This is a genomic window from Streptomyces sp. NPDC050560, assembly GCF_044457285.1.
GTDB lineage: Bacteria > Actinomycetota > Actinomycetes > Streptomycetales > Streptomycetaceae > Streptomyces.
This window is the reverse complement of sequence record NZ_JBITGT010000012.1, coordinates 193,301-214,342: the sequence shown is the minus strand read 5'-3', so window position 1 is coordinate 214,342 and position 21,042 is coordinate 193,301. Positions and strand designations below refer to the sequence as shown.

18 protein-coding genes and 1 tRNA gene are annotated in these 21,042 nt (G+C 75.8%); 10 read left to right on the top strand and 9 right to left on the bottom strand.

The genetic code is table 11. The features are described from left to right. Positions 1-70: 70 nt before the first annotated feature. Positions 71-1,147, top strand: coding sequence for an enoyl-CoA hydratase/isomerase family protein (locus ACIBIW_RS27185; protein ID WP_399339684.1), 1,077 nt, complete (start codon positions 71-73; stop codon positions 1,145-1,147). A gap of 94 nt (positions 1,148-1,241) precedes the next feature. On the opposite strand, the gene ACIBIW_RS27180 is transcribed toward ACIBIW_RS27185, so the two are convergent. Beyond that, positions 1,242-1,315 (bottom strand) — tRNA-Pro (locus ACIBIW_RS27180). 109 nt (positions 1,316-1,424) lie between these two features. On the opposite strand from ACIBIW_RS27180, the gene ACIBIW_RS27175 reads away from it, so the two are divergent. Continuing rightward, on the top strand, positions 1,425-1,919 hold the full coding sequence (locus ACIBIW_RS27175; protein ID WP_399339683.1) for a DUF309 domain-containing protein: 495 nt from the start codon (positions 1,425-1,427) through the stop codon (positions 1,917-1,919). A gap of 60 nt (positions 1,920-1,979) precedes the next feature. On the opposite strand, the gene ACIBIW_RS27170 is transcribed toward ACIBIW_RS27175, so the two are convergent. Together ACIBIW_RS27170 and ACIBIW_RS27165 are read right to left on the bottom strand one after the other, a co-directional pair. After that, complete coding sequence (locus tag ACIBIW_RS27170; protein ID WP_399339682.1) at positions 1,980-2,732, bottom strand: sulfite exporter TauE/SafE family protein; 753 nt, start codon at positions 2,730-2,732, stop codon at positions 1,980-1,982. A gap of 89 nt (positions 2,733-2,821) precedes the next feature. Beyond that, complete coding sequence (locus ACIBIW_RS27165) at positions 2,822-4,009, bottom strand: thiolase family protein (RefSeq protein ID WP_399339681.1); 1,188 nt, start codon at positions 4,007-4,009, stop codon at positions 2,822-2,824. Positions 4,010-4,214: 205 nt separating this feature from the next. Here ACIBIW_RS27165 and ACIBIW_RS27160 point away from each other — a divergent pair, with 205 nt between their 5' ends. Beyond that, a complete protein-coding gene (locus tag ACIBIW_RS27160; protein ID WP_399339715.1) occupies positions 4,215-5,024 on the top strand; it encodes a lysophospholipase in 810 nt (269 codons plus the stop codon). 79 nt (positions 5,025-5,103) lie between these two features. Further along, the gene (locus ACIBIW_RS27155; RefSeq protein WP_399339680.1) at positions 5,104-5,748 is read left to right on the top strand and encodes an endonuclease; all 645 of its coding nucleotides are present in this window, start codon (positions 5,104-5,106) and stop codon (positions 5,746-5,748) included. A 56-nt stretch (positions 5,749-5,804) separates the two neighbouring features. Here ACIBIW_RS27155 and ACIBIW_RS27150 read toward each other — a convergent pair whose 3' ends face one another. The 6 genes from ACIBIW_RS27150 to ACIBIW_RS27125 form a co-directional block, all read right to left on the bottom strand. After that, complete coding sequence (locus ACIBIW_RS27150; protein ID WP_399339679.1) at positions 5,805-6,584, bottom strand: SAM-dependent methyltransferase; 780 nt, start codon at positions 6,582-6,584, stop codon at positions 5,805-5,807. 374 nt (positions 6,585-6,958) lie between these two features. Next, on the bottom strand, positions 6,959-7,981 hold the full coding sequence (gene denD, locus ACIBIW_RS27145; protein ID WP_399339678.1) for a D-erythronate dehydrogenase: 1,023 nt from the start codon (positions 7,979-7,981) through the stop codon (positions 6,959-6,961). 71 nt (positions 7,982-8,052) lie between these two features. Continuing rightward, entirely contained in the window at positions 8,053-9,078 is a 1,026-nt protein-coding gene (locus ACIBIW_RS27140) for an MsnO8 family LLM class oxidoreductase (RefSeq protein ID WP_399339677.1), read from the bottom strand. Between the two features lie 66 nt (positions 9,079-9,144). Further along, positions 9,145-10,656, bottom strand: coding sequence for an MFS transporter (locus ACIBIW_RS27135; protein WP_399339676.1), 1,512 nt, complete (start codon positions 10,654-10,656; stop codon positions 9,145-9,147). After that, positions 10,653-13,529: a lanthionine synthetase LanC family protein gene (locus ACIBIW_RS27130; RefSeq protein ID WP_399339675.1), complete on the bottom strand. Its 2,877-nt coding sequence runs from the start codon at positions 13,527-13,529 to the stop codon at positions 10,653-10,655. Before ACIBIW_RS27130 ends, ACIBIW_RS27135 begins: the two co-directional genes overlap by 4 nt. Positions 13,530-13,634: 105 nt before the next feature. Further along, positions 13,635-13,817, bottom strand: coding sequence for a hypothetical protein (locus ACIBIW_RS27125; protein ID WP_399339674.1), 183 nt, complete (start codon positions 13,815-13,817; stop codon positions 13,635-13,637). A 467-nt stretch (positions 13,818-14,284) separates the two neighbouring features. On the opposite strand from ACIBIW_RS27125, the gene ACIBIW_RS27120 reads away from it, so the two are divergent. The 6 genes from ACIBIW_RS27120 to ACIBIW_RS27095 all read left to right on the top strand — a co-directional run bounded on the left by ACIBIW_RS27120 (position 14,285) and on the right by ACIBIW_RS27095 (position 21,018). After that, positions 14,285-15,364: a radical SAM protein gene (locus tag ACIBIW_RS27120; RefSeq protein ID WP_399339673.1), complete on the top strand. Its 1,080-nt coding sequence runs from the start codon at positions 14,285-14,287 to the stop codon at positions 15,362-15,364. Beyond that, complete coding sequence (locus ACIBIW_RS27115) at positions 15,361-16,128, top strand: iron-containing redox enzyme family protein (RefSeq protein ID WP_399339672.1); 768 nt, start codon at positions 15,361-15,363, stop codon at positions 16,126-16,128. The genes ACIBIW_RS27120 and ACIBIW_RS27115 overlap by 4 nt, the downstream gene beginning before the upstream one ends. Continuing rightward, a complete protein-coding gene (locus tag ACIBIW_RS27110; RefSeq protein ID WP_399339671.1) occupies positions 16,125-16,325 on the top strand; it encodes an aroma-sacti cluster domain-containing protein in 201 nt (66 codons plus the stop codon). Before ACIBIW_RS27115 ends, ACIBIW_RS27110 begins: the two co-directional genes overlap by 4 nt. A gap of 91 nt (positions 16,326-16,416) precedes the next feature. Further along, positions 16,417-19,599, top strand: coding sequence for an ATP-binding protein (locus ACIBIW_RS27105; protein ID WP_399339670.1), 3,183 nt, complete (start codon positions 16,417-16,419; stop codon positions 19,597-19,599). Next, entirely contained in the window at positions 19,596-20,468 is an 873-nt protein-coding gene (locus ACIBIW_RS27100) for a S8 family peptidase (protein WP_399339669.1), read from the top strand. The genes ACIBIW_RS27105 and ACIBIW_RS27100 overlap by 4 nt, the downstream gene beginning before the upstream one ends. Positions 20,469-20,475: 7 nt before the next feature. Then, positions 20,476-21,018 (top strand): GAF domain-containing protein, encoded by a 543-nt coding sequence (locus ACIBIW_RS27095; protein WP_399339668.1) that lies wholly within the window; start codon positions 20,476-20,478, stop codon positions 21,016-21,018. The last annotated feature ends 24 nt before the right edge of the window (positions 21,019-21,042 follow it).

Sequence of the window (21,042 nt, the reverse complement as noted above, 5' to 3'; positions counted from 1 at the left end):
GGGAGTCCGGGGAAGGGACGAACGAGATCATGCGCGTCATCGTGGCCCACGGCCTGACGGAGGCGTTCTGGTGAGCGCCGCCGAGCAGCACGTGCTCGCGCGCCGCGCGGGACGGGCCGCGTACCTCACGCTCAACCGGCCGAAGGCGCTCAACGCGCTCACCCACCCGATGGTCCTGGCCGTCGACGAGGCCCTGACCGCCTGGGAGCACGACCCGGCCGTCGAGGCCGTCGTGGTCACCGGCGCGGGAGAGCGGGGCCTGTGCGCGGGCGGCGACATCCGGGCCGTCCACGACGACGCCCGGGACGGCGACGGCAGCGCCTCGGCCGCGTTCTGGCGCGACGAGTACCGCCTCAACGCCCGTATCGCCCGCTACCCCAAGCCGTACGTCGCCGTGATGGACGGCATCGTGATGGGCGGCGGGGTCGGGGTCTCCGCGCACGGCAGCGTCCGGATCGTCACAGAACGCTCCCGTGTCGCCATGCCCGAGACCGGCATCGGCTTCGTGCCCGACGTCGGCGGCACTCATCTGCTGGCCCGCGCTCCCGGCGAACTCGGCACCCATCTCGCCCTGACCGGGGCGCAGATCGGCGCCGGGGACGCCCTGCTGTGCGGCCTCGCCGACCACCACGTCCCCGCCGGCGAGACCGGGGCTCTCGTCGACGACCTCGCCCGCCTGCCCGTACACGAGGCCCTGCGCACATACGTACGCCCGGCCCCAGAGGGGGAACTCGCCGGGCAGCGGGAGTGGATCGACGCCTGCTATGCCGCCGACACCGTCGAGGAGATCGTCGGGCGGCTGTTCGCGCACGGCGCCCAGGCCGCGAAGGAGACGGCGGAGGTCCTGCTCTCCAGGTCGCCCACCGCGCTGAAGGTCACCCTCGCCGCGCTGCGCCGCGCCCGCGCACTCGGCTCGCTGGAACGGGTCCTCGACCAGGAGTACCGCATCTCCGTCGCGACCCTCACCACGCACGACCTCGTGGAGGGCATCCGCGCCCAGGTGATCGACAAGGACCGTACCCCGCGCTGGTCCCCCGACAGTCTCGCCGGGGTCAGCGACGCCGCCGTCGCCCGCTTCTTCACCCCGCTCGGCGACCGCGAACTCGGGCTCACCGCGCCCGACTCCCCCGGGCAGCCGCCTCGATAGCCCGCACGACGCGGAGCCGCCGCCTTCCTCCAGAACCGCGGAAGGCCGGTGTCGGATTGCTCCGATACCGGCCCTGAGCTGCGACTCTCACGAGTCGGGACGACAGGATTTGAACCTGCGACCCCTTGACCCCCAGTCAAGTGCGCTACCAAGCTGCGCCACGTCCCGATGGGTGATGTCGGCGGCGGGTGCCCCCGCCTCGCGATCACCGCAGGCGCAACGATACAGGACGCGCGGGGGTGCCCGTGCCGGGGTGGGGCGGCGGCACAATGGGGGGATGGCGCAGCGTGGGCGGGACCGGGACGAGGAGGGGCGGGCGCGCAACGCGCGGCCCAGGGACGGGCTCGGCCGGCCACTGCCGTACGGGTCAGAGGGGGTACCGCGGGCGCCCGAGGGGGTCGTGCGGGAGCCGGCGGAGACGGTGGCGGAGGCGCAGCGGCTGCTGGACGCGGGGCGGCCCTTCCATGCGCACGAGGTGTTCGAGGACGCCTGGAAGTCGGGGCCCGAGGCGGAGCGGACGCTGTGGAAGGGGCTGGCGCAGCTCGCGGTGGGTCTGACGCACGCGGCGCGGGGCAACGCGCGCGGCGGGGCGCGGCTGCTCGGGCGGGGCGCGGGGGCCGTCGAGGAGTGGTCGGGGCAGCGGCCGTACGGGATCGACGTGGCGGGGCTCGTGGGCTGGGCGCGGGAGTTGGCGCGGCGGGTGGCGGACGGGGGCGCTCCGGTGGACCCGGTGGGGTGCGCGCCCCGGCTGCGGGGGCCGATGTCCGGGTGAGGCACGGGGGCCCGGCGCGCGGGGGCGGCCGATGCTGCCGGTGCGGGGGTGCGCGGCGGTTCAGCGCAGGAGCAGTTCGAGCGCGCCGAGGACGGTGGCGCCGATCACCAGGCGCTCGAAGAGGCGCTGGTTGATGCGGCTCACACAGGCACGTCCGAGGACGGCTCCGGGCACCACGAACAGCACCAGTTCGGCGTCGAGCAGCAGGGAGTGGCCGTCGATGAGGCCGAGCCCGGCGCTGAAGGGCACCTTGGCGACGTTGACGATGAGGAAGAACCAGGCCGCGGTGCCCAGGAAGCTGAGCTTCCGGAATCCGGCCGAGACCAGGTAGAGGGACATGACGGGGCCGCCCGCGTTGGCGACCATGGTGGTGAAGCCGCCGAGCACGCCGTAGGAGCGTGCCATGAGGCGTGCTCCCCCGGTGGCCTGGTCGGGCGGCTCGTCGGAGGGGCCGCCGCGTCTGCGCCAGACGGTGACACCGGCCATCAGGAGCAGAATGGCCCCGATCGAGACCCGTACAATCCCGTCGTCCGCCCACACCAGGAACGCGGTGCCGGCCACGACGCCCGCCGCGACGGCCGGGAAGAGCCGCCACAGGGTGGGCCAGTGGGCGTGCCGCCGGTAGCTGGCGACGGCCAGGACGTCGCCCGCGATGAGGATCGGCAGCAGCACGCCGGTGGACTCGCGGGCGGGCAGGACGGCGGCGAAGACGGCGAGGCTGACGGTGTTGGCGCCGCTGACCGCGGTCTTCGAGAAGCCAACGAGGACGGCGGCCGCGGCCAGCGCGATGAATTCCCACAGGGTTATGTCCATGCCAGCCGTTCATGCTACGGCCCCTGCGCGGCGTGGCGACCCCTGCGCGGGGCGGGGGCCGGTGCCCGGCCGGGGCCTTGCGGGGCGGGTCAGTCGCGGGCGACGAGGACCGCGCTGCCCTGGCCGACGCCGACGCACATGGTGGCGAGGCCGCGCGCGGAGCCGTTGCGGCGCATGCGGTGCAGCAGGGTGGTCAGGATGCGGGCACCCGAGCAGCCCAGCGGGTGGCCGAGGGCGATGGCGCCGCCCGTGGGGTTGACCAGCCCGGGTTCGACGCCGAGTTCGTCGACGCAGGCGAGTGCCTGGGCGGCGAACGCCTCGTTGAACTCGGCCTCCTGGAGGTCGCCGACCGCCCAGCCCGCCCTGCCGAGCACCTTGCGGGTGGCGGGCACGGGTCCGATGCCCATGACGTCGGGGTGCACCCCGGCGGAGGCGCCGGCGACGTAGCGGCCGAGGGATTCGAGGCCGAGGTCGTGCAGCGCCTCGTCGCTGACCAGCAGCAGTCCCGCGGCGCCGTCGTTCATCGGCGAGGAGTTGCCCGCGGTGACCGAGCCGCCCTGGCGGAAGACCGGCTTCAGCGCGGCGAGCTTCTCGTACGAGGTGTCCTCGCGGATGCCCTCGTCGGCGTCGACCACGACGCCGTCGGGGCGGGTGACGGGCAGGATCTCGTCGTCGAAGAGGCCGTTCTTGCGGGCCTCGGCGGCGCTGCGGTGGCTGCGCAGCGCGAAGTCGTCCTGGCGCTCGCGGCTGACGCCGAAGCGCTCGGCGACCTCTTCTGCGGTCTCGCCCATGGCGAGCAGGCCGTGCAGGTCCTTCATCCGCGGGTTCACCAGCCGCCAGCCGAGCCGGGTGTCGGCGGTCTGGAGGCCGCGCGGCAGCGCCTCCTCGGGGCGGGCGAGGACGAACGGGGCGCGGCTCATGGACTCGGAGCCGCCCGCGAGGACGATGTCGGCCTCCCCCGCGGCGATGGTGCGGGCGGCGGTGGTGACCGCCTCCATGCCCGAGGCGCAGAGCCGGTTGACGGTGGCGCCCGGGACCGAGTCGGGCAGTCCCGCGAGCAGGACGGCCATCCGGGCCACGTTGCGGTTGTCCTCGCCCGCCTGGTTGGCGGCGCCCCAGTAGACCTCGTCCACGCGGGCCGGGTCGAGGGCGGGGGCGGCGTCGAGCAGGCCCCTGAGGACAGTGGCGGCGAGGTCGTCGGGGCGTACGGAGGACAGGGCTCCGCGCAGCCTGCCCACGGGGGTGCGGCGGGCGGCGGCGAAGTGGACTGTGCGCACGGGAACTCCAGGGGGCCACGGGGGCGGGCGGGAGCCCCCGCCCTTTAGTTAGCACTGCTAGTTAAGCGCTTTGCGCGACTATAGCCCCGTTCTTCGAGCGCTGGGAAGGACCGGCGGCGCGCGGGACTCCGCCGTGAGCCCCTACGCTCTGCTGTCCATGGCACACGCCCCGCGGGGGCCGTACGGGATCGGAGGCCGGGCGCGGATGGAGACGGCACGCGAGCACACCCTCACGGGGACCAGGGGGCGCATCAGCCTGCGCGAGTGGCACCATCGGGCGCCGCGCCGCGTGGTGCTGCTGGTGCACGGCTACGGCGAGCACACGGGGCGGTACGGGCATGTGGCGCGGGCGCTGCTGGAGCACGGCTGCGCGGTGTTCGCGCCCGACCACATGGGGCACGGGCGCAGCGACGGCGAGCGGGTGCTGATCGAGGACTTCGAGGACGTGGTCGTCGACGTGCGCACGGCCGCGGGGTTCGCGGGCGAGGCGCACCCCGGGGTGCCGCTCGTGATGCTCGGGCACTCGATGGGCGGCATGATCGCGGCGCGCTATGCGCAGCGGTACGGGTCGGGCCTCGCGGGTCTCGTGCTGACTGGCCCGGTGCTGGGCCGCTGGGAGGTGATCGAGCGGCTGCTGCCGCTGGCGGAGATCCCGGACGAGCCGATCGACACCGCGACGCTCTCGCGTGACCCGGCGGTGGGCGCGGCGTACGCGGCCGACCCGCTGGTGTGGCACGGGCCGTTCAGACCGGCGACGGTACGGGCCTTCGACCGGGCGCTGCGCAGGATCGCCGCCGCGGGCCCGCTCGGGGCGCTGCCGACGCTGTGGGTGCACGGCGAGGACGACAGGCTGGTGCCGCTCGACGGGACCAGGCCCGGGGTGGCGCGGCTGCGCGGCAGCGACTTCACGGAGCGGCTGCGGCCGGGCGCCCGGCACGAGGTGCTGAACGAGACGGACCGGGACGAGGTGCTGGCGGAGGTGACCGCGTTCCTCGACCGGCTGCCGTCGCGCTGACGTTTCCCTGCCGTCGCCGCGGGCACCCGGCGGGGCGGCGGAACGGGGGGACAGAGCCCGAGCCGAGGAGGCGGGCGGCATGCCCGACAGGCAACGTGTGATCAACCGGCTGATCAGCGCGGAGGGGCGCACCTACGCGCAGGACGCGGGCATCCGGATGGCGGACAAGCCCCAGCCGCTGTACCGCATGCTGGTGCTGTCCCTGCTGCTCAGCGCCCGTATCCGGGCCTCCGTGGCGGTGGCCGCGAGCAGGGCGCTGCACGACGCGGGGATGAGCGGCCCGCGCCGGATGCTGGAGGCCACGTGGCAGCAGCGGGTGGACGCGCTCGGCGAGGGCGGCTACCGGCGGTACGACGAGCGGACCGCGACCCAGCTCGGTGAGGGCGCGCGGCTGGTGCTCGACGAGTGGCACGGCGATCTGCGCCGGGTGCGCGAGGCCGCGGACGGGGACGTGGCGGAGCTGCGGCGGCTGCTGCGACGCGTGCCCGGGATCGGTCCCACGGGCGCCGACATCTTCCTGCGGGAGGTGCAGGGCGTCTGGCCCGAGGTGGCGCCGTACCTCGACGTGAAGGCGCTCGACGGCGCCCGCCGTCTCGGGCTGCCCGACAGGAAGGACGCGCTGGTACGGCTCGGCGGGCGGCGGCACCCCGAAGTGCTCGCCGCGGCCCTGGTGCGGGCGGCGCTCGACCGGCGGGTGGCCGAGGAGTGCCTGGAGCCCGCGTAGCGCGCGGAGGCCATGGCGGGGCGCGGCGCCCCGCGGCCGGGGCGCCCCGTCCGTGGTTACGGTATCCGCGCCACGCCCGCGTACAGGATGTTGCGCTGGTGCTCCGGCCTCGGGGTGTCCTTGTACCAGTCGGTGATGGCGACGACGCCGGGCTCGACGAGGTCGAGGCCGTCGAAGAAGCGCTCGACCTGGGTGCGGTTGCGGAACGCGAGGGGCATGCCGCCGCCGGTGTAGACCCGGGTGAACTCCTCCTCGACCTCGGGCATCAGCTCGAACGTGCCGTGCGAGAGCATGAGGTGGCTGCCGGACGGCAGCGCCTCGACCAGGGTCCGCACCAGCCGGTAGGGGTCGTCGTCCTCGACTATGAAGTGCATGAGGGCGATCAGCGAGAGCGTGATGGGGCGGGAGAAGTCGAGCAGGGTGCGGGCGTGTTCGAGGATGCGCTCGGGGTCGCGCACGTCGGACTCGATGTAGTCGGACGAGCCCTCGGGGCTGCTGAACATCAGCGCCTGGGCGTGCCGCAGCACGATCGGGTCGTTGTCGGTGTAGACGATCCGGGCGGCGGGCCTGATGCGCTGGACGACCTGGTGCAGGTTGGGCTCGGTGGGGATGCCGGTGCCGATGTCCAGGAACTGGTCGGTGCCGCTGCGGGCGCACCAGGCCGCGGCGCGGTGCATGAAGGCGCGGTTCAGCCGGGCGGCGCTGACGGCGACCGGGGGCAGCTCCCGGCCGACCTTCTTGTCCGGCTCGTAGTTGTCCTTGCCGCCCAGTAGATAGTCGTAGACCCGCGCCGGGTGCGCCTTGGTGGTGTCGATCCTGGGCGGCTCCGTGGTCATGTACCCCTCCTGCGACGTGTCCCATGCGCTGCCGATGGCGCGGGGCGCACCGCGGCGCACCGGAACCGGGCCGGTCCCGGAGCCGCACGTCATGTTCAAGCCCCGCGTCGGTCAACAGGCTTCCACAAAAAGGGGAGTTCAACCTCCTCGGGGGTCAACTCCCCACTCAGTGGGTATCGTGAAACGCGCACGTTTACTGCCGCACGCGCCCCATGTCCACTCAAGCGCCCCTTCCGTGCGCCTTCACGCCCCCCTCTCGGGGCGGTTCGACGGGGCGGGCGGCGGTGGCTTGTCCTTTGCGGTGCCGGTGCGATGCGGGCGCTCCGCGGGCTCCGGCGGGGTCGGGGTGCGTGGGCCGCGCGGGGGCGTCCGGGTCAGGGTGCGGCACGCTCCGTGGAACGGCTCTCGACATAGGCGCGCACGATGGCGTCGAAGGACTCCTCGGGTGCCAGGCCGAGTGCCACCGCGCGGGGGGTGTGGAAGCGGGCGGGCCAGCTCCGTACGATCGCGGCGACGGCCGGGTCGTGGGCCCAGTCGACCAGGCCCGCCGTCGCGGCGCCCGCGATCCGCTCCAGGGCGGCGACCATGTCGCGTGGGGTGGTGGTCAGCGCGGGGAGGTTCATCGCGGTGCGGCTGCCCCAGGCGGCGTCGTCGGTCTCCGCGGCGCGCAGGATGCCGTCCAGGGTGCGGCGGGGCGACGACAGCGCCACGGGGGTGTCGGGTGGCACCGGGCAGGTCGCGCGGCGCCCGGCGAGCGGTTCGCGCACGATGCCGGAGAGGAACCCCGACGCGGCGGCGTTGGGCCTGCCGGGCCGTACCGTCACGGTCATCAGCCGCAGCGAGCGGCCGCGTACGAATCCCCTGCGGGTGTAGTCCGCGACGAGCTGCTCGCCGATGAACTTCTGGATGCCGTAACTGGACTGCGGCCGCGGCAGGGTGGCCTCGTCGACGACGCCGCCTCCGGTGCCGGTGTCGGCGGACCCGAGCGCGGGGTCGGCGCCGAAGACGGCGAGCGAGCTGGTGAAGACGAGCAGCGGTGCTGCCGCCTGGCGGCGCGCGTACTCCAGCACGGCCCTGGTGCCGTCCAGGTTGGCGCGCATACCGAGGTCGAAGTCGGCCTCGGCCGCGCCGCTGACCGCTCCCGCGAGGTGGAAGACCGCGTCCACCTCACCACATGCCTCCATCTCGCCCAGTGCGTCCTGGAGTTCGCCGACGAACGGCCGTACCCGCGGGTCGGCCGCGAGGTCGGCGGGCGGCGCGGCCAGGTCGGGTACGAGCACGTCGCCGACGGGCGCCGCGGGGTCGCCGCCCAGCGCCACCGGCGCCGCGAGCAGTCTGCGGACCAGCAGGGAGCCGAGGAACCCGGCGCCTCCGGTGACGACGACGCGTGCGCTCATGGGGAAAACCCGCCTCTCGCCAGGGGTGCCGTCCACACCCCCAGTGTCCCCCGGCCCGCGCCGCCGCGGGGTTACGCGGCGTACGGCGCGGGGGCGGCGCCCGCGCGGGCGCGGTGGGCCTCGGCGGTCAGGCGGAGGGTGCGGGCGCGGCCCGCCGCGGTGAGGTCGTAGGCGACGAGCATCAGCTCGTCGGCGCCGAGGTCGGCGGCGGTCTCCGCGAGCCGGTCGGCGACGGTGGCGGGCCCGCCGAGGACGAGGCCGGTCTCCTCCAGGGTCCTGGCCACCAGATGGCGTTCGCGGGCGGGCGCGAGAGGGGTGCCTGGCGAGGTGTCGGCGTGCAGGGTGCGCACCGCGTGGCCCGCCGCCTCCTCGGCGAGCCGCAGCGCCTCGCCGTCGTCGGGCGCGCACAGCACGTTCAGCGAGGCGATCACATACGGCCTGCTGCCGTGGCCCGCGGCGGTGAAGGTGTCGCGGTAACGGTCGAGCGCCGCCCTGCGGCACTTGGAGCGGCCGAGGTGGGCGCCGTAGGCGAACGAGAGCCCGTGCGCGGCGGCGACCCGGGCGCCGTTCTCCGTGGTGCCGAGGACGAACACGTCGGGGTAGGTGGTCAGTCTCGGGGAGAGCCCGAGTTCCGCGAAGTCGTGCCCCGCGGGCCACGCGCCGCGCAGGAAGCCGATGAGTTCGGCGACGAGCGCGGGGAACTCGCCGCGGGCCTCGGGGCGGCGGCGCAGCGCCCGGTCGAGCAGGGTCGTGGTGTCGGTGCCGCCTGAGGCGCGGCCGACACCGAGGTCGATACGGCCCTCGTGGAGGCACTGGAGCACCGCGAACTGCTCGGCGACGGCGAGCGGGGCGTGGTTGGTGAGCATCACACCGCCGGAGCCGATCCTGATACGGCGGGTGGCGGAGGCCAGGTGCGCCATCAGGACGGCCGGTGAACTCCCTGCGGAGCGCGCGGAGTTGTGGTGCTCGGCGACCCAGAAGCGGTGGTAGCCGGCGGAGTCGGCGGCCCGCGCGGTGCGCGCGACGTCGTGCACCGCCTCCTGGTGGCTCTGGCCGGGTGCCGCCAGGGCCAGGTCGAGCACGGACAGCGGGATCATGCGGGCCTCCTCAAGTGGGCCCCGTACGACGCGGGTCGGCGTGGGTACGGGCGGGCCCCGGGCCTCTCAGGGCGCGGGGGACGGTTCTGGCAGGACGAGGGCAAGGAGACAGAGCACGGCGAGGCCGAGCGCGAAGACGGCGGCGATCGTCGGCAGCGACAGGGTCGCGAGCAGCAGCCCGGCCGCGAGCGGGCCGAGGGGTTGCAGCACCTCGGAGGCGAAGCCACTGGCGGTGAGGGCGCGCCCGTAGATCTCCTCGGGGACGGTGGTGGCCATCACGGTCGCGAACACCGCGCCGGTCACCGGGGTGAAGAGGCAGAGCGCGCAGAACGCGGCGACCAGGGCGACGGTGCTGCCGGTGGCCCAGGCCGCCGCGAGCAGCAGGCAGCCCGCCCCCGGGCCGATGACGAGGATGGCCGTGAGGCTCATCCTGCGCTGCATCCAGGGTGCGATCAGCGACCCGGCGAGTCCGGTGACGGCGGCGGAACTCATGGCGGCGCCCACCGCGCCGCCGCCGTGCCCGGAGCCGACGCCGAGCACGATCGCGTAGACCAGGGCCTGGAAGACGAGGTTGACGAGGGCGAAGTAGACGGCGCAGAGCCGCATGAAGCGGTCGCGCGCGAGGTAGCGGAGCCCGGCGGTGAGCCGGAGCAGGAAGCCGCCGTGGTCGACGGGCCGCCCGCCACCGGGCGCAGCCGGCTCCCCGCTTCCGGCCGCGGTCTGCTTGCCGCTGCCGTTGTCGGTGGCGCCTGGTCGCCCATCACCGGCTGCGCCTGGTCGCCCGCCCCCCGTCGTATCCGGCTTCCCGTCACCGGTCGTCGCGCCGGTCGGGCCGAGCGGGCCTGATGGGGCCCCCTCCCCCGCTCCCCCGGGCGATGCCTGCGGGGGTTCCCCCGGCGCCGCCTCGGGTGATGTGCCAGGGGCCGCCGGTGGGGCGGGCCGGGCCTTCGGCCCCCGCCCCGCGCGGCCGGTGGCCGGGAGCAGGGCGACGCACACCGCGGACACCGCGAACGTCGCCGCGTCCACGGTGAACGGCACCGCGGGCGCGAGCGCGAGGAGCGCGCCCGCCGCCGCGGGGGCCGCGATGTCGGCGGCGTAGGCGCGGGCCTGGTTGGCGGAGATCGCGGTGGCGAGGCGGGACTTCGGGACGACGCGGCGCACGGTGGCGTTCTGGCTCGGCCGGAAGACCTCCATGGCGACCTGGGCCACGATCACCGCGAGCACCGCGAGCGCGATGGGCAGCCGCCCGAGGACGGTCCACGCCGCGACGGCGCCGATCAGTACGAACCTGACCAGGTCGCAGGCGAGCATCAGCCGCCTGGCGTCGAAGCGGTCGGTGGCGTAGCCCGCCGGTACCCGGACCACCATGGCGGTCAGCAGGGTGGCGGTGCCGATGGTGCCGGCCGCCGCGGCCGAGTACCCGGCCTGGAGCAGCACGAGCGGCAGCACCAGGAACGTCATGGCGGAGCCGAAGTCGGACAGCGCCTGCCCGATCCACAGCAGCCGGAACTCCCGGATGGCGCGCAGCGGCGGCCCGGGCGGCGCGGTGTCGTGCCCGGCGGGTGCGGTCGTGGTCACCTGGCGCCCCCGTCGGGGCCGGTGCCCGCGGTGCGCGCCGCGCGCCCGTCGCCCACCACGTCGTCCAGCAGGAAGTTGGCGTTCGTACGGGCGCCGGGCGCGGCGCGGCGCAGGCGGCGCAGGAAGAGGGCGACCCCGGCGGAGCCCGAGGCGAGGTCGCAGGTCTCGCGCACGGTCTGCTCACCGGCGAAGACGGTGCCCTCGGGCCGCTCGATGGCGTGGCAGAGCACCGCGGACGCCACCCGCTCGGCGTCGCCGAGCAGTTCGGGCGCGCCCAGGAACTCGTAGGCGTCGAGGAGGGCGTTGCCGAGGCCGCTGGTGCCGTGGAACAACTGCGGGAACACCGTGTACTTGCGCCGTACGTCCGGCAGCAGTCTGGTGATCTGCTCGCGCAGCGCGCCGTCGCCCGTCACCTGGTGGTAGCGCAGCAGGGTGGTGAGGACGCCCGCGGTGCCGTGGTCCCAGTAGTGCCGCAGCACCGCGGAGGGGCGGCCGTCGGTGGCGACCACGGCGGGGAAGGAGAAGGTGCCGCCCGGCTGGTACTCCGCCTGGGCGAGGTCGAAGTCGAGTGCGGCGCGGCCGAGTTGGAGCGGTGCGGTGTCGCCGGTCGCGGTGTGCAGCGCGAGCAGGAACATCGCCACGCCCGAGGCGCCCTCCGCGTACCCGACTGGAGTGGTCCCCGAAGGGTGCTCCCACCAGGCCGTGCCCCCTTCCGAGCGGGCCAGGTCGGCGAGGTGTGCCGCGGTGTCCGCCGCGCGTGCGAGGAAGCCGCTGTCGCCGGTGTCCCGCCACAGCCGCAGACAGGCCATGCCGTACCCGGCGGCGCCCGTCGCCACCCCGGCCTCCTCGTGGAGTGCGGGGTGTCCGTCGAGGTCGCGCAGGGTGCGGGCGGCGGCCTCCGGCAGGCCGAGCGCGGACTGCGCCCAGGCCACCCCGGCGGCGCCGTGGTAGAGGCCGGGCGGCACCGCGCCACGGTCGACGGGGCGGCGCAGGGCCCAGCCCAGGTGTGCGGGCGGCACCTCGCCGGTGAGCAGGCGCAGCGCGTAGAGGGTGCCGTAGGCGCCGTGGGCGAGGGAGAGCGGGTTGGTCAGGAACACCATCGGGTCGGCGGGGTAGAGCCGGTCGTCGCGGGTGGTGTCCGCGGTGTTCAGCAGGTACTCGGCGATGCCGTCGAGCACGGCGTCGACCCGCTTGTGCAGCCGGGCGGACGCGGCCTGTTCGGGCAGCGCGGGGGCCGCGAGCGGTGGCGCCTGCCGCCAGTGGCGGGCGAAGGGGACGGCCGCGATACGGGCGCGCAGCGCGGCGGGGTCGGGCAGCGCCGCTTCCTCGTCGTAGAGTTCGCCGATCAGCGCCACCAACTCGGCGGGCAGCGCGAGGTCTTCGGCCGCCTCCGCGAACAGCCGCCGTGGGACGGCCGGGTCGATGACGTCGGGCTGGTGGCAGAGCATCACCGTGACCAGCATCAGACCGCCGAGCGCGTAGTAGTCGGCGCGCCGGTCGCCGCCTCCGGTGCGCCTGGTCCTGCGGGGCGCCATGCCGGGGGTGGCGAGGCCCGCGCCGCGTGCGGGTCCTGGCGGTGCGTCCTCGTGGTGGGCGGACTCCAGGTCGATGACCCGGATGCGGTCGTCGGGGGTGACCATGATGTTCGTCGGGGACAGGTCGCCGAGGACGATGCCGCGGGCGTGGCAGGCGGCGATGGCGTCCGCGACCTGGAGCCACAGCGCGCGGAAGCGCTCGTAGTAGTCCGTCAGCCGCTCGGCGGTGAGGTCGAGGGTGTAGACGGGGTTGTCGCCGATGCTCAGGTGCCCCAGATGGGTGCCCTCGACGAACTCCTCGACCAGGAAGGCGTGTTCCCACTCGGTGAACAGGGCGACCGGCCGTACGAACAGGCCGGTGTCCGCGAGTTCGGTGAGCATGGCGTACTCGTGCCGCAGCAGCTCCACCGCGTCGACGGCCGCGGCGCCGATCTCGACGCCGGGCCGCGCCTCGCGGATGACGACGTCGGCGCCCGACTCGTTGTCGATGCCGCGGTAGATGCCGCCGCGGTTGGTGAAGGCCATGGCGGAGGTGATGGTGAACCGGCCGCCGTCCAAGGTGAATTGGCCCGCTTCCGGGGCGTCCTCCGGGTCCTTCCCGGGGTCCGGGGCCGCGTGTGGGTCCGCGGCGGTGTCCGGGGCCGCGGTCGTCGCCGCCGTCTCCTCGTCGGCCGCGGCGGGCTCGTCGGGGTGTCGCTCGCCCGTGAACGGGTCGCGTACCCAGGGCGGCAGGTGGAAGTAGGCGTTCCTGGTGTCGGGGACGGGGGTGCCGTCGGGGGCGTGGATGAGCAGTTCGGGGATGCCGTCCGGGTGCAGCCGGGAGACGGTGGCGAAGCCGCCGTAGCGGTAGAACACCGCGCGGGAGCCCGGGTAGCGGCGGTCGGAGAGCAGGTAGGGGCCCTCGAAGCCGTCGAGGGCCCGGGTCAGCGCGTCGCCGACGGCGCGGAAGTCCGCCTCGTCGGCCGGGTAGACGGTGATGAACTTGCCGCTCGAACCGCGCCCGAAGGACTTGCCGTTGCATTCGAGGACCGCCGCCGGGTCCATCAGGAACTTGAAGTGCACCCCCGCGTCGCGGAGCACGGGGAGCGCGGCGCGCAGCACCCGTGTGCTGTCGCGTGACGTCGCGGAGACATGGAGCTTCCAGCCCTGCGCCACCGGTGGCACCTCGGGCGGCAGCGCGAGTATCCAGTAGCCCCTGCGGCCCACCTTCCAGGAGCCGGGCACCGCGGCGCGGTACTCGGCCAGGTGCTCGTGGCTCGGCGCCCTGCGGCCGAAGTCCTCGAACCACCGCGGGTGATGCGACATGTACGCCTGGATCGTTTCCCATTCCACCTGCATGACCCGCTCATCCCCTTCGGTGCCGCCGCGGCCGTCCACGCCCTCTGGATGCGAGGCCGGGCCCGGGACGGTGTCCCGGGCCCGGCCGTCTTCACGAGCCGCGGATCACAGGCAGCTACCGGCGCCGCAGGAGCCGCCGCTCATGGCGACACCGAGGGGCTGGCCCTTGTCGGTCTTGAGCTTCTGCATCCCGAGCACGGCCTCGGCCAGGTGCGCCTGGACCTCCTCCGCCGTCTCCGGCTGCGCCTCGGTCTCGTTCTCGTTCTCGGGGGTGGGGTTCTCGGCCATGACGTCACTCCTCTTCTCGGGGTGTCCCGGGGTGTTCCCGGGGGTTCTGGGGGCTCGCGGGATTCTCGGGGTCGCGGCCGGAGGGGGCGCACGTCGACGGCCGTACGGGCGTCCGTGCCAGGACCGGCACAAGCGCCGCCAGGTGAGGCGCCTCGCGGCGGTCCCGGTGTCCCGCTGCCGCCGAGAAAGCTAGGAAGGGCCGCCACACGGGCGGTTGCCGTACGGTGAACGCGCAGGTCGGCCCCGCTCCCCCGGCGCCCGGCAGGCCCCCGCCCGACCGCCGCGCACGCCCGCGCCCCGCCTCCGTCTGCGGTCATACCGTTCTGCAACCGGGCGTCAGGCGCGACGCGGAGACTCGTGGTCGGCGGCGCCCGTTTCCACGCAAGGGTCCCCGCCTTGCGGGGGAGCGTGCGCCGGGGCCCGTGCCTCCGGCGCACGCACCATGAGCGCCGGGAGAGGAGCCGGGGATGCGTCTCGCGAAGCTGATGGCCCTGCGCCCCGTCGTCGGCGCAGGACTGCTGGTCACCCTCACCGACCGCTGCCCGCTGAGCTGCGCGCACTGCTCGGTGTCGGCGACCCGCGCGGGGCGCCACCTGGACGCGGCGGCGCTGCTGCGCTTCCTGCGCACCTTCACCGCGGACCGCCGCCCCGAGGTGCTGATGCTCACCGGCGGCGAGCCGCTGTTGCGGCCCAGCCTGGTCGCCGACGCCGCCCGTGCCGCGCGGGAGGCGGGCACCCGTACCGCGGTGCTCTCCGGGGCGTTCTTCGCCGCCGCCCCCGCGCTGCCCGCCGCGGTACGGCGGGCGGCGCGGGCCGTGGACCACTTCTCGCTGAGCCTCGACGCCTTCCACGAGCGCGAGATCCCCAGGTCGGACGTGCTGCGGGCGCTGGAAGGGCTCCTCGCGCTCGGCGTCGCCACCAGTCTGCACGTACTCGCGGCAGGCCCGCGGGACACGTATCCGGACGAGGTGGCGGAGCAGGTGCGGCGGCGCTTCGGGGACGCGGTGCCGCTGCTGGTGTCCGAGGTCCGGCGGGTCGGGCGCGGCGCCGCGCTGCCCGGCCATCCGGCCCGCCCGCCGCTGCCGCTCGCCGGTTCCGCCGCGCCCTGTGCGATGGCCGCCTGGCCGGTGGTGGCCTCCGACGGCACGCTCACCGCCTGCTGCGAGCAGCGCGCGGTCGACGGGCCGCGCCGCCCCGGGCACCTGGTGCTCGGGAACATCAGGGAGACCGGGTGGCCGGAGACCGTGGAGCGCACCGCGCAGCGGCCGCTGCTGCGTGCGGTGCGCGTCCTCGGCCCCGTGGAGACCGCCGCCAACTCGGGCGCGCCCGCGGGGCCCGACGCCTGCGGCACCTGCCACCAGCTCGGCGCCCGGCCGGAGGCGGCGGCCTGGGCCGGGCGCGCCATGGGCGGCCTCGTCGGCGACCTGCTACAGAGCACCGCCGTGCGGCGCCTGACGGACGCGGGCCCCGCCGCGCTCGTCGCCCGGCACGGCAGCCCGCGCCACGCCCACCTGGTGGGGTCCGAGCCGGGGGCGGGCCCCAGGTGAGCGGGGCGGGCCCCGGCGCGGGACGGGAGCTGCGGACGCTGCTCGACGCGGTGTCGGCGGGGCTGCGGCACGGCGCGGCCGAGCTGTGGCGCGAGGAGGGGCTGCGGGAGCGCTACGGGCGCTACCTGGTGACGATGCACACGGTGATACGGGCCTCCGTACCGCTGATGGAGCTGGCGCTCGCGCGCTCCCGTACGGCGCTCGCCGCGGACGGCGGTGGCGGCGGGGAGGCGCGGGTGCTGCGGGCGCTCGTACGGCATCTGCCGCGGCACATCGCGGAGGAGACGGGGCACGACGCCTGGCTGCTGCGGGACATGCGGCGCGCGGGCCTCGACCCGGCGCGGGAGCTGGCGGCGCCGCCCGCGGCCTCGGTCGCCGGGCTGGTCGGCGCCCAGTACTACTGGGTGGCGCACTTCCACCCCGTCTGTCTGCTCGGCTATGTCGCGGCGCTCGAACTCCACGCCCCCTCGCCCCGGTTGGCAGGGCTGCTCGCGGCGCGTACCGGGCTGCCCCGGGAGGCGTTCGAGACGGTGCGGGTGCACGCGGAGGTCGACGGCGGGCACAGCGACGCGGTGCTCGCGGTGCTCGACGAGGCCGACCCGGGGCCCGAGTTGCGGCGCGGTGTCCGGATGAGCGCCCTGCACACGCTGCGCGGCCTCACCGACGTCCTCGGCGAACTCGCCGGGCGCCCCGGCACAGAGGCGACGGGTACGGCCGGACCGGCGACGGTCCCGGCGGAGACGAGCGAGAGGACACGCGCATGACGCCGTCACGGGAGAACCTGCGGGAGCTGGCCTCGGCCGGCTTCGCCGTGGACACCTTCACCATCGAGCAGCGGGCGGTGTTCGCCGGGCTGTCGGGGCCCGAACTCGACCTGGTGCTGGACATCAAGGCGCGGCTGGACGCGGTGGAGCCCGAGGTGCAGGCGCACGCGGCCGTCGCGGGCGCGGCCCTCTTCTGAAAGGACCCCGCCCGCGGGGAGGCGAACGGGCCCGCCCGCAGGGGCGGTCGACGAGCGCGGCGGCGGCCGGGCGGCGAGGGAGGGAGCCGGGATGCCGGACCAACGCAAGATCATCACCGCGCTCTTCTGCGACCTGGTGGGCTCGACGGAACTGTCCGGGGTGCTGGAGCCCGAGACGCTGCGCACGGTGGTGCTGCGCTACTTCGATACCATGCGCGCCACCATCGAGACATACGGCGGCACGGTGGAGAAATTCATCGGGGACGCCGTGATGGCGGTGTTCGGGGTGCCGGTGGTGCGCGAGGACGACGCGCACCGCGCGGCCGCCGCCGCGCTCGGGATGCTGGCGGCGCTCGACGGGCTCAACGCCGATCTGGAGCGGGACGTGGGCGCCACGCTCGCGGTGCGCATCGGGGTCAACACCGGGGAGGCGGTGACGTCGGGCGGCGCGAGCGGGCAGACGATGGTCTCGGGCGAGGTGGTGAACGTGGCCGCGCGTCTTGAGCAGGCGGCGCGCCAGGGGACCGTCCTCATCGGGCCCACGACCAGGCAGCTCCTCGGGGCCGCCGCGCTCGGCGGCGACGTCGGGCCGCTGGCGCTCAAGGGCAAGCGCGACCCGGTGCCGGGCTTCCGGCTGACCGGCCTCGCCCGGGGCCGCGAGCGGCGCCCCGGCGCGCCGCTGGTCGGCAGGGGGGCGGAGCTGGCGCGGCTCGCCGCCCTCTGGGAGCCGGTGTGCGGCGGCGGCGCGGGGCGGCTCGCCGTGGTCTGCGGCGAGGCCGGGATCGGCAAGTCGCGGCTGCTGCGCGAGTGGCTCGCGGCGCCGGTGCGGCAGGGCGCGCTGACCGGCACAGGCCGCTGCCTCGCCTACGGGGACGAGCCCAGCCTCGCGCCGCTCGCCGACGCCGTACGGGCGCTGCTGGACGCGGCGGGGCGCGCGGGCCTGCCCCCGCCCGAAGGACACGGGCTCGGGGTGCTGCGGGCCGGGCTGCTCAGCGACGGCACCCCCAGCCCCTCGCCCGAGGGGACCTTCGCGGCGGTGGCGGCGGTGCTCGGCCGACTGGCCGCCGACCGGCCGCTCGTACTCGTCCTCGACGACCTCCAGTGGTCGCGGCCGCTGCTGCTCGACGCGGTGGCGCGGCTGCGCGCCGCGCTGCCGCGCACCCGGCTGCTGCTGGTGTGCGCGGGCCGCGCGGAGCCCGGCGGCGAGGGCGGCTGGGCCGCCGCGCTCGGCGCCCAAGGACAGGCGGCCGCGGGGGCGGCGACCCCCCACACGACCCCGCAGACCGCCGCCCCCACCGCCGGGGCCGGCACGGTGGAGGTGCTGCGCCTCGGACCGCTCGCGGAGGCCGACTGCCATGCCCTGGCGGCCGAGTTGACGCCGCGTCAGGAATCGGACGCGGCGCGGGCGTCCGCCGACGCGGTGGTGCGCGCCGAGGGCAACCCGCTGTTCCTCGAACAGCTCCTTGCGATACTCGCCGACGGCACCGGCGGCACGGGCGGCGCCGGGCCCGGCGGGCTGCCGACGAGTGTGACCGCCGTGCTCGCGGCGCGCATCGACACCCTGGCAGCCGCGGAGCGCACGGTGCTCGACGCCGGGTGTGTGGTGGGCCGCCGCTTCCGCACCGCGGACGTACGGGGCCTGCTGGGCGAGGAGTTCGGCGACCCCGGCCCCGCGCTCGCCGGGCTGGTGGGCAGGGGCCTGGTGGAGCAGGTGCCCGACGGGGCCGAGGACCGCTACCAGTTCGGCTCGGGGCTGCTGCGGGACGTGGCGTACGGCGGGCTGAGCAAGCGGCGCAGGGCCGAGTGGCACGAGCGGCTGGCGCGGACCCCCGGCATCCCGCCGACCGCGGCCGCGCACCACACCGAGCGCGCGTACACCCATCTCAGGGACCTCGGGCGGCGCGACGCGCACACCGAGGCGCTGCGCGGCCGGGCGGCACGTGCCCTCGCGGACGCGGGCCGCAGGGCCCTGACCCGGGCCGACGTGCCCTGGTCGGCCGATCTGTACGAGCGTGCGGTGGCGCTGTCGGCGGCCGAGGACGCCTGGTGGCCGACGGCGGCGCAGGGCCTCGGGGAGACCTGGCTCGCGCTCGGCCGCACCGGGGGCGGCGCCGCGCTGCTCAGGTCGGTGCTGGCCGGGGCGGAGGCGTCGGGCGACCGGCTCGCGCACGCGCACGCCAGGCTCCAGCTCACCTCGCTCGACGCGGCGGCGGAGGCGGGGGCCGCCGCCGCGGCGGCGCGCGACGGGCTCGCGGTGTTCGAGGCGGCGGGCGACCGGCTCGGGCAGGCGCGGGCCTATGTGCGGCTGGCGCAGGAGCAGCAGTCGGGCGGCAGGCACCGCAGGGCGGTGGAGCTGCTCGCGGCGGCGCTCGGCCACGCGGTCGCGGCGGGCGCGGCGCCCGAACTCGCCATGGCGCTCGGCGCGCTCGGTGTGTCGCTCTGGCACGGGCCGACCCCGGCGCCCGACGCGGTACGCCGCTGCCGGGCGCTGCTCGCCGAGTACGGCCCGGGGCACGCGGTGGTGCTGGTGACGCTGAACTACCCGCTGGCGAACCTGCTGGCGCTGTGCGGGCGCTTCCCCGAGGCGCGGGACTGCCTCGCCACCGCCGACCGGTGCGCGGCCGACCTGGGGTACGCCGAAGTGGCCGTACTCGCACCGCTGTTCGCGGCCGGGGTGGAGGCGCTTGCGGGGGCCGCCGAGGAGGCGGAGCGGCTGCTGGTGAGCGCGGTGGAGCGCTGCGGTGCCGCCGGGGGTCCCGCGCTGCTGGGCGCGGCGAGCCGTGATCTGGCGCGGGTGCGGCTGCGGCGCGGGCGCCCGCCCGAACCGCTGCCTGCCGCGCGCGGCGGGGCGCTGCCGCCGGGTGACGCGGCCGACGACCTGGGGGTACGGGCGCTGGCCGAGGCCGCGGCGGGGCGCGCCGCCCGGGGCAGGGAGCTGGCGCTGCGCGCGGTGGCCGCTGCGGACTCGACCGATTCGCCGCTGGCCCGCGCGACCGCCCGGCTCGATCTGGCGCGGGTGCTGCTCGCCGCGGCGCCGCCGGAGCGGGGAGGCGGTGCGGGGGCCGCCGCGGCGGCGAGCGAGGCGGCGGGCGAGGCGGCGGGCGAGGCGGCGCGGCTGTTCCTCGCCAAGGGGCATGTGGTGGGCGCCGCCGAGGCGCGGTCGCTCATGGCCGCCGGGGGCGCGGGGCGGGTGGAGCACGCGGGGCACCTGGCCCGCGCCGCGGCGCACCGCGGGCCAGGGCCGACGGCGGAGCACACCGGGGGAGGGCGATGAACACCGCGCTGAGCTGGGGGCTTCGCGACAGGAGCCCCGAGGACATCCCGGTGCCCGCCGCCGGGAACGCCCTGGTGACGCCCGACTGGGCCTGGGGCGGGGCGACCGGCGGCGGGGTGCGGGTGTGTGTCGTGGACAGCGGGGTGGAGGGCGGCCATCCGATGGTGGGCCCGGTGGCCTCCTCGCACGTGGTGGTGGCCGGGGACACAGGACCCCGGGTGGAGCCCGCGGACGACGTCGACACCTGCGGGCACGGCACCGCCTGCGCCGGGATCATCCGCGAGGTGGCCCCTGAGTGCGAGGTGCACAGTGTGCGGGTGCTCGGCGAGGGCTTCTCCGGCAGCGGCGCGTTCCTGCTCGCCGGGCTGCGGTGGGCGGTGGAGCAGGGCTTCGAGGTGATCAACATGAGCCTGTCCACCACCCACACCCGTTTCGTGCGGGAGCTGCACGAGCTGGCGGACGCCGCCTACTTCGGGCGCAGCGCGATCGTGGCGTCGGCGCACAACACCCCTGTGGAGAGCTTCCCCTGGCGGTTCTGCTCGGTGCTGTCGGTCGGCAGCCACCAGGAGGACGACCCCGACCTGTACCTGTACAACCCGCGGCCGCCGGTGGAGTTCTTCGCGATGGGCCGGGACGTGCGGGTGGCGTGGCGGGACGGCTGTGTCACCCGCACCACGGGCAACAGCTTCGCCACGCCGAGGATCGCGGGGCGGTGTGCGCTGATCCTGTCGAAGCACCCGGGTCTGACGGTGTTCCAGTTGAAGAACGTGCTCTACCTCGCCGCCGCCAACGTCCACAGGGACGGCGCCGGCCACGGCCCGCGGCAGACGGCGGGCGGTCCCGATTCCTCCCCGACCCGGCAGAAGTGAGGTCCCCGTGCCGACACCACCACCGTCCGACCGCACCAGCGCGCTGCTCAGGTCCGTGGTCGACGTGGCGCGCGCCATCTTCGGCGCGGCGGCCAGCTCGGTGTTCCTGCTCGACGAGGGGGCGGGGGAGCTGGTCTTCCGGGCGGTCTCGGGCGAGGGCGAGGACTTCCTCGTCGGGACCCGGTTCCCGGCGGACCGCGGCATCGCGGGCTGGGTGGCGGCATCGGGGCAGGCGATGATCGCGGACGACCTGGCGTCCATGCCGGACTTCGCGCGGGACCTCGCGGAGTCCACCCGCTATGTGCCCAAGGCGCTGATGGCGGCGCCCCTGGTGTCCGGGTTCGACGACGGGCCCCGGGTCCTTGGGGTGCTCGAAGTGCTCGACCCGGTCCCGCAGCCCCGCTCCGGGCTGCGGGACCTGGACCTCCTCGCGCTCTTCGCCCACCAGGCGGCGCTGGCCCTCGGTGTGGCCGAGGAGCCGCGCGTACGGGAGTCGGACGAGCACATGGTCGACGCCTTCCGCGACTTCCTGCGAGCCCGCACGGCTTGACCCGGGGGGTGCCCGCGCGCGGTC

Coding starts and splice junctions, on each gene's coding strand:
- denD (WP_399339678.1), bottom strand. CDS start 7,981: ATGAGCGCACGCGTCGTCGTCACCGGAGGCGCCGGGTTCCTCGGCTCC.
- ACIBIW_RS27175 (WP_399339683.1), top strand. CDS start 1,425: ATGGCGCAGCGTGGGCGGGACCGGGACGAGGAGGGGCGGGCGCGCAAC.
- ACIBIW_RS27100 (WP_399339669.1), top strand. CDS start 19,596: ATGAACACCGCGCTGAGCTGGGGGCTTCGCGACAGGAGCCCCGAGGAC.
- ACIBIW_RS27170 (WP_399339682.1), bottom strand. CDS start 2,732: ATGGACATAACCCTGTGGGAATTCATCGCGCTGGCCGCGGCCGCCGTC.
- ACIBIW_RS27105 (WP_399339670.1), top strand. CDS start 16,417: ATGCCGGACCAACGCAAGATCATCACCGCGCTCTTCTGCGACCTGGTG.
- ACIBIW_RS27130 (WP_399339675.1), bottom strand. CDS start 13,529: ATGCAGGTGGAATGGGAAACGATCCAGGCGTACATGTCGCATCACCCG.
- ACIBIW_RS27110 (WP_399339671.1), top strand. CDS start 16,125: ATGACGCCGTCACGGGAGAACCTGCGGGAGCTGGCCTCGGCCGGCTTC.
- ACIBIW_RS27160 (WP_399339715.1), top strand. CDS start 4,215: ATGGAGACGGCACGCGAGCACACCCTCACGGGGACCAGGGGGCGCATC.
- ACIBIW_RS27150 (WP_399339679.1), bottom strand. CDS start 6,584: ATGACCACGGAGCCGCCCAGGATCGACACCACCAAGGCGCACCCGGCG.
- ACIBIW_RS27120 (WP_399339673.1), top strand. CDS start 14,285: ATGCGTCTCGCGAAGCTGATGGCCCTGCGCCCCGTCGTCGGCGCAGGA.
- ACIBIW_RS27140 (WP_399339677.1), bottom strand. CDS start 9,078: ATGATCCCGCTGTCCGTGCTCGACCTGGCCCTGGCGGCACCCGGCCAG.
- ACIBIW_RS27125 (WP_399339674.1), bottom strand. CDS start 13,817: ATGGCCGAGAACCCCACCCCCGAGAACGAGAACGAGACCGAGGCGCAG.
- ACIBIW_RS27155 (WP_399339680.1), top strand. CDS start 5,104: ATGCCCGACAGGCAACGTGTGATCAACCGGCTGATCAGCGCGGAGGGG.